Genomic DNA, 6,658 nt, shown 5'->3' with positions numbered 1-6,658 from the left:
GTTTAAAACCATAAAACCCCCCCATACTGGTTTTCCCCCGTTGTGCTACCCCCTCAAAAACCTTATTTCGGGGAATACGAAGATTATGGCAAACGGCGATTTTGGTGGAGTCGATAAAAGCCATGCCTTGTGATTTTTCTTTGCGTGAAGAAAGAAAAGCGCACAACGGGATAATCGCTTTTTTCTTCAAGGTTATTATTCGGTTGTCACTGACCAGATGGGGGAAATCAGCCTTAAGATACTGTTGCACATGCTCAATATAAAACGCTTTGAAATGACGATAGTGGCTCATGTGAAATAAAATGAGGAGCGTCATGATTTCACTCAGTGACAGGGAAGCGGCGCGATGGCGTTTAAGCAGGTTATTCTCGATGAGCTGTTGTTCCCAAAGCGGAATAAATTTTTGGCAAAAATCATCGACGCAGCAGTCAAGTTCTTCTAAAGTAATCATAGCCTGAGGATCTCCACGATTTTGTTTTCTATACAAAAACTTTGATCGTGCCTCGGGCTCTTAGTTCCTTTTTTCTTTCCTTTCTTAAGCAGAGTTCAGGTTAAATACAGTCCATTATCATCAGAACGCCCATCAAATCGTTATCCATGCTTTGATTTGTATATCCGTTAATTTCGCCATACATCATTCCAATAATATCTTTGCTGTGGTGATATTATATGAGACTTTATAGTATTAAAAAAGTCCGCAATTACGCGGACTTAGCGATGGTGGTGAGGTGTCGTGGGACTTTGTGAATTCGCCTGAAAACTTACTCGATGTTTTGAATCTGCTCCCGCATCTGCTCAATCAGCACCTTCAATTCAATAGCGGAATTGGTGATATCGGCATTAATAGATTTAGATGCTAGAGTATTAGACTCGCGGTTAAATTCCTGCATCATAAAATCCAGACGACGGCCGACGGCCTCTTTTTTCTTCAGAATATTGTGGGTTTCTTTAACATGGGCGTCGAGGCGATCTAATTCTTCCGCCACATCAAGGCGTTGAGCCAACAAAACTAATTCTTGCTCAAGTCGGTTATTTTCGAGCTGTATCTGAGCTTCTTCCAGTTTGGTTTGTAGACGTTCCCGTTGCCATTGCATGATTTCAGGCATTTGCTGGCGAACTTTACTGACTTCTTCGGTGACAGCGTCCAGACGCTGTTCAATCATGGTCTTAAGTGCAGTCCCTTCGGTTTCACGGCTTTGAATAAAAGCATCCAGTGTTTTCTCCAGCTCTTCCAGCAATTGGGTACTGATAGCATCCAAATCCTGCTCTTCCGCTGCCATGACACCTGGCCAGCGTAGGATGTCAACAGGATTGATTTTACCTTCATTACTCTGTTGTTTAACCCAATTCGCTGCATTTACCAGCTGTTTCGCTAAAGTTTCATTTAGAATGAGTTCGCCTTGAATGCGTGAGTCCAGTTCAAAACGCAGGTTGCACTCAACTTTTCCACGAGTCAGACGGGAACGAATGCGTTCACGGATCACCGGTTCCAAGCTTCTGAATTGTTCTGGCAGGCGGATATAAGTCTCTAAATAACGCTGATTAACGGAGCGCAGTTCCCAAGCCGCATTGCCCCATTCACTTTTGATATCGTGCCGTGCAAAAGCAGTCATACTACGAATCATGATTCGTTCCCAATTTAAATAAAAGATTAAGGGATTATAACGCTCGTTGTAGATGCAGGATAGGCATTAGCCCTGTTAGGCCGTATAATGCGCCCCCAATAATGATTTAACAACGGAGATAACACTATGCGCCCAGCAGGAAGAGCGGCAGAGCAAGTGCGCCCTATCACTATAACCCGTAATTACACTAAGCATGCGGAAGGTTCGGTTCTGGTGGAGTTTGGGGATACGAAAGTGTTATGTAATGCATCCGTTGAAGAAGGGGTTCCCCGTTTCCTGAAAGGTCAGGGACAAGGTTGGGTTACGGCTGAATATGGCATGTTACCGCGCTCTACTCATACCCGAAATGCCCGTGAGGCAGCCAGAGGAAAACAGGGGGGGCGTACTATGGAAATCCAGCGTTTAATCGCCCGTTCGCTGCGCGCCGCTGTTGATCTGAAAAAACTAGGTGAATACACCATTACTCTGGATTGTGATGTGATCCAGGCTGATGGTGGTACCCGCACAGCTTCTATAACGGGCGCTTGTGTGGCGCTGGTTGATGCGCTGGATAAAATAGTTGCAGCGGGTAAGCTAAAAGAAAGTCCACTGAAATCAATGGTTGCTGCGGTCTCTGTCGGTATTGTGGATGGTGAAGGCCGTTGCGATCTGGAATATGTGGAAGACTCAGCCGCTGAAACTGATATGAACGTCGTGATGATGGAAGATGGCCGGATGATTGAAGTGCAAGGCACTGCGGAAGGTGAGCCGTTTAGTCATGATGAGTTGCTGTCCTTGTTGGCCCTTGCCAAAGGGGGGTTAGAGGACATTTTTGAAGCGCAGAGAAATGCGTTGAAATAATAAGTTGATCAGGCGACGTAATAGTCGCCTTTTTTGTGTCTGTCGTGTAGCGGATAACCAAACTAAATAAGAGGAGAAACACCAATGAAAGCCTATCAGCGCGAATTTATTGAGCTTGCGCTAAAGAAACAGGTACTGAAGTTTGGGGAATTTACCTTGAAATCAGGACGTAAAAGCCCGTATTTTTTTAATGCCGGGCTGTTTAATACCGGGCGTGATTTGGCGTTAATCGGGCGTTTTTATGCGGCAGCGTTGTTGGATAGCGGTATTCAGTGTGATTTGTTGTTCGGACCAGCTTATAAGGGTATTCCAATCGCAACAACAACGGCGGTTGCATTGGCAGATCACCATGATATTGATATGCCATATTGTTTTAATCGTAAAGAAGTTAAAGATCATGGTGAAGGTGGCACTTTGGTCGGTAGCCCACTTAAAGGAAATGTTGTTCTGGTTGATGATGTTATTACCGCAGGCACAGCTATCCGTGAATCTATGGAGATTATCAAGCAGCATAATGCGACTCTTGCCGGCGTGATGATTTGTCTTGATCGTCAGGAACGCGGGAAGGGTGAAATCTCGGCAATTCAGGAAGTTGAAAGAGATTACGGTTGTAAAGTGTTTTCCATTATTACCTTGAATGATTTGATTAGTTATTTAGGTAGTCAGCTTGAGATGAAAGAGCATCTGGATGCAGTTGAAGCATATCGTGAGCAGTACGGTATCTGACAAGTAAGCTTTAAAAAAAGCCCTCGCCCAATAACGGGCGGGGTGAGTAGTAGAATAGCTTATTGTAACTGGGCCAATAACAACGGCCAGCGCGCTTCAAATTCCTGTGTTGGGCGATAGCGGAATTCTGAGCGAACAAAGCGTGATAGCATCCCTTCACAAAACGCCAGTAATTGGGAAGCTAATAACGACTCATCATAACTGAAACCTTGCCCATCACGTAATTTTTTCTCTTTTAAAACTTGACGGATCTGTACTTCAATTCGTTCAAATAATTGATTTATGCGCCCTTGCAGCCGATTTTGTTCAAACATCAGAGCATGTCCTGTCATGATGCGGGTCAGACCAGGGTTTTTTTCTGAAAAGCCCAGAATCAGAACCAATATCAGACGGATACGAGTAATGGTGTCTTTTTCGTCTTGTAGAATCAGGTTAATCCGTGAAATTAATGTGTCTTCAATAAACTCGATCAAGCTGTCAAACATCCGGGTTTTACTGGGAAAATGCCGGTACAGCGCAGCTTCGGAAACGCCTACATTGGCGGCCAGTTTAGCGGTGGTTATCCGCTGGCTGCCATCACTGGATTGCAACATATGCGCAAGGGCTTGCAAAATCTCCTCACGCCTGTTTCTTTTCTTCGTATTTTCGTTTTCTGCCATGTCTGACAAAACCTCTGATAAGAACAGTAAAATAAACAAATCAGCAATTCTTTGCCCAAGGGTATTTTGAGCAAAGAATATGATAATTAGTTAATGATATTAGGTTTTATAGAGACTTATTGGCGACCAGAATGACCAAAACCACCGCTGCCTCTTTCGCTGGTTTCAAAATCTTCTACCAGATTGAATTCAGCCTGAATGACGGGTACAAAAACCATCTGAGCAATACGTTCGCCCGGTTCGATAGTGAAAGTTTTATCACTGCGGTTCCAGACAGAAACCATCAGCTGACCTTGATAATCAGAATCAATCAAACCAACCAGGTTACCCAGAACGACGCCATGTTTATGTCCAAGGCCTGAACGGGGCAGAATAACCGCTGCCAGTTGCTCATCGCCAATATGAATGGCAAGCCCGGTCGGAAGAAGTTCAGTTTGTCCGGGAGCCAGTTCTACCGCGTTGTCGAGGCAAGCCCGCAAATCTAAACCTGCGGAGCCGGGAGTCGCGTAAGTTGGCAGAGGAAATTCCTGCCCGATACGTGGATCAAGGATTTTAACGTCGATTTTTTTCATCATAGCGTCTGACTATCTCGTCTAATAAATGGTGGCTGAGTAATAACTTATTACTATGAGGTAAGCGGATATCTCCCTCATGCCAGAACAAATGTAGTGCATTAGTATCACTGTTAAAGCCGTGACCAGTAAGGGATACATCATTCGCACAAATCAGATCCAAATGTTTTTGGTTCAGTTTTTTACGTGCGTATTCTTCCACATTCTGGGTTTCAGCCGCAAATCCAACAACAAAAGGGCGATTTTCTTGCATTGTGGCTACATTGGCAACAATGTCAGGGTTTTTAATCAGAGTGAAAGTAATTTCTTCGCCCTGTTTTTTAATTTTTTCTGGGGCAATTTGTTTAGCGCGGTAATCTGCAACCGCAGCACAACCAATAAAAATATTCTGTAACCCAGCTACCGCCAGTACTTGTTCATTCATTTCTAAGGCGCTGGTTACGTCGATTCGTTTGACACCCGGTGGGGTCGATAAATTAACGGGGCCTGTGATAAGGGTGACTTCTGCGCCCCGCGCCGCTGCGGCTTGGGCGATGGCAAACCCCATTTTGCCGGAGCTGTGATTGCTGATAAAACGGACGGGATCCAGTGCTTCACGGGTTGGTCCGGCGGTAATAGCAAGTTTTAGGTGAGTTAAGTCCTGGCTTGCTTGAAAATGTTGTTCAGCCAGTTCAACAATCGCCATTGGATCCAACATCCTACCAGGGCCAACGTCACCACAAGCCTGATTGCCACTGTCTGGGCCCCACAGGAGAATCCCCCGTTCTTCAAGGATCTTGAGATTATGTTGTGTTGCCTGAGCACGAAACATCTGTTGATTCATCGCGGGTAACACGGCAACGGGTGCCGGGGAAGCCAGACAGACAGTTGTCACCAGATCATTTGCCATACCAACTACCAGACGAGCCAGTAAATCAGCCGTAGCTGGGGCGAGAATAATGAGATCAGCCCATTTGCCAAGTTCTATATGTCCCATCGCAGCTTCTGCTGCCGGATCTAACAGGTCGTCGGAGACGGGGTAACCGGAAACTGCCTGCAACGTCAGTGGGGTAATAAACGCTTCTGCTGCCGGTGTCATCACTACACGTACCTGTGCACCGCGATCACGCAGGCGGCGTACCAGTTCGGGAGTTTTGTAAGCGGCAATCCCTCCGCTAATACCGAGCACAATCTGTTTGCCGGAAAGTCCTGCCATCATGGTTGTCCGAATATTAAGTTGCAAGGGTTCTGGATTTTATCACAAGAGATTACAGAGTTGAGGATAGTCTGAACTTTGATAGTGAAAAAGGGTAAGTTTGCGAGCGGCTACGCAGCTTATGAATATGACGTTCGTCCTTATTTTTAAGGCATGGAATACTGTTTGTATCAGATGAAACAGGGCAGGGAGATGAATATATGGAAGTTGGCATTGCTGAAAATACAGAAGAAATATATTCAAATTTAGCTCCCAGAGAAAAATTGCTGGCATATGGTTCAGTTTCTTTAACAGATACGGAGCTACTGGCTATTTTTCTGCGCACCGGGACCAGAGGGCTTCCGGTTTTGCAGATGGCTGAATTCTTGCTGAAGGAATTTGGGTCTCTGTACCATTTACTCTCTGCTGATTATGACACTTTCTGTTCTCATAAAGGGATGGGATTAGCCAAATATGCACAATTGCAGGCTATTGCAGAATTGGCAAAGCGTTTTTTCTCCAGTCAGTTTGTTCATGAAGATATTATGAGCAGCCCAAGTGTGACCCAAGAATATTTGCAAAACCTGTTATCAGGGCATGACAGGGAAATATTTGTTGTGTTGTTTCTCAATAATCAGAATAAAGTTATCTGTCATGAGGAGATGTTTAAAGGCACAATCAATAAAGTTGAAGTTCATCCTCGTGAAATTGTCAGATCGGCGATAAAGGTGAATGCTTCATCTATTATTTTGGCTCATAATCACCCATCGGGTCATGCAGAGCCTAGCTTGGCGGATAAGATTGTTACAGACAAAGTGATTGATGCCTGTAATCTGGTTGGCGTACAAGTATTGGATCATCTGGTTATTGGTCGGCAATGTTGTGTCTCATTTGCTGAGCGAGGCTGGATTTAGCCAACTTTTTCAAGATCCTTGGGGATCTTTAGTTGTGCGGGACTTGAGCGTCAGCGATTGAGGGCGTATACTACGCCACCTTTGAGGATCTTTGGTTTGGCGAGAAGAGCCTATCTCAGCACATTTTCTGAGTAAATGTGAGTCTTTT

Annotated in this window: 8 protein-coding genes; 3 read left to right on the top strand and 5 right to left on the bottom strand. The window is 45.0% G+C overall.

Going from position 1 to position 6,658, the window contains the following annotated elements; genetic code table 11:
• Both ACGF63_RS11740 and ACGF63_RS11735 read right to left on the bottom strand, forming a co-directional pair.
• The coding region (locus tag ACGF63_RS11740) for a transposase (protein ID WP_387630912.1) at nt 1–451 on the bottom strand (451 nt) is incomplete at its 3' end.
• A gap of 310 nt (nt 452–761) precedes the next feature.
• Nucleotides 762–1,625, bottom strand: coding sequence for a YicC/YloC family endoribonuclease (locus tag ACGF63_RS11735; protein WP_036845429.1), 864 nt, complete (start codon nt 1,623–1,625; stop codon nt 762–764).
• 126 nt (nt 1,626–1,751) lie between these two features.
• Between ACGF63_RS11735 and rph the strand changes: the two genes are divergently transcribed.
• Together rph and pyrE are read left to right on the top strand one after the other, a co-directional pair.
• Nucleotides 1,752–2,465, top strand: a complete 714-nt coding sequence (gene rph, locus ACGF63_RS11730; RefSeq protein WP_387630909.1) for a ribonuclease PH — start codon at nt 1,752–1,754, stop codon at nt 2,463–2,465.
• A gap of 84 nt (nt 2,466–2,549) precedes the next feature.
• Nucleotides 2,550–3,191, top strand: coding sequence for an orotate phosphoribosyltransferase (gene pyrE, locus ACGF63_RS11725; protein WP_387630907.1), 642 nt, complete (start codon nt 2,550–2,552; stop codon nt 3,189–3,191).
• Nucleotides 3,192–3,250: 59 nt separating this feature from the next.
• Here the strand turns inward: pyrE and slmA are convergent, their stop codons facing one another.
• From slmA to coaBC, 3 genes are all read right to left on the bottom strand, one after another.
• Complete coding sequence (gene slmA, locus ACGF63_RS11720; protein ID WP_387630904.1) at nt 3,251–3,850, bottom strand: nucleoid occlusion factor SlmA; 600 nt, start codon at nt 3,848–3,850, stop codon at nt 3,251–3,253.
• 116 nt (nt 3,851–3,966) lie between these two features.
• Entirely contained in the window at nt 3,967–4,425 is a 459-nt protein-coding gene (dut, locus tag ACGF63_RS11715; RefSeq protein WP_036845438.1) for a dUTP diphosphatase, read from the bottom strand.
• Nucleotides 4,403–5,620: a bifunctional phosphopantothenoylcysteine decarboxylase/phosphopantothenate--cysteine ligase CoaBC gene (gene coaBC / locus ACGF63_RS11710; protein WP_036845441.1), complete on the bottom strand. Its 1,218-nt coding sequence runs from the start codon at nt 5,618–5,620 to the stop codon at nt 4,403–4,405. The genes dut and coaBC overlap by 23 nt, the downstream gene beginning before the upstream one ends.
• A 197-nt stretch (nt 5,621–5,817) precedes the next feature.
• Between coaBC and radC the strand changes: the two genes are divergently transcribed.
• A complete protein-coding gene (gene radC / locus ACGF63_RS11705) occupies nt 5,818–6,510 on the top strand; it encodes a DNA repair protein RadC (protein ID WP_152963676.1) in 693 nt (230 codons plus the stop codon).
• Nucleotides 6,511–6,658 lie beyond the last annotated feature (148 nt).

The sequence above is a fragment of the Photorhabdus sp. RM322S genome, assembly GCF_042879395.1.
Classification (GTDB): domain Bacteria; phylum Pseudomonadota; class Gammaproteobacteria; order Enterobacterales; family Enterobacteriaceae; genus Photorhabdus; species Photorhabdus khanii.
The sequence above is the reverse complement of the archived record's forward strand: the minus strand, read 5'-3'. Positions and strand labels throughout refer to the sequence as shown.

Excerpts from the sequence above, each read along its gene's own strand:
- dut (WP_036845438.1), bottom strand. The coding sequence starts at position 4,425 with ATGATGAAAAAAATCGACGTTAAAATCCTTGATCCACGTATCGGGCAG.
- ACGF63_RS11735 (WP_036845429.1), bottom strand. The coding sequence starts at position 1,625 with ATGATTCGTAGTATGACTGCTTTTGCACGGCACGATATCAAAAGTGAA.
- rph (WP_387630909.1), top strand. The coding sequence starts at position 1,752 with ATGCGCCCAGCAGGAAGAGCGGCAGAGCAAGTGCGCCCTATCACTATA.
- slmA (WP_387630904.1), bottom strand. The coding sequence starts at position 3,850 with ATGGCAGAAAACGAAAATACGAAGAAAAGAAACAGGCGTGAGGAGATT.
- coaBC (WP_036845441.1), bottom strand. The coding sequence starts at position 5,620 with ATGATGGCAGGACTTTCCGGCAAACAGATTGTGCTCGGTATTAGCGGA.
- radC (WP_152963676.1), top strand. The coding sequence starts at position 5,818 with ATGGAAGTTGGCATTGCTGAAAATACAGAAGAAATATATTCAAATTTA.
- pyrE (WP_387630907.1), top strand. The coding sequence starts at position 2,550 with ATGAAAGCCTATCAGCGCGAATTTATTGAGCTTGCGCTAAAGAAACAG.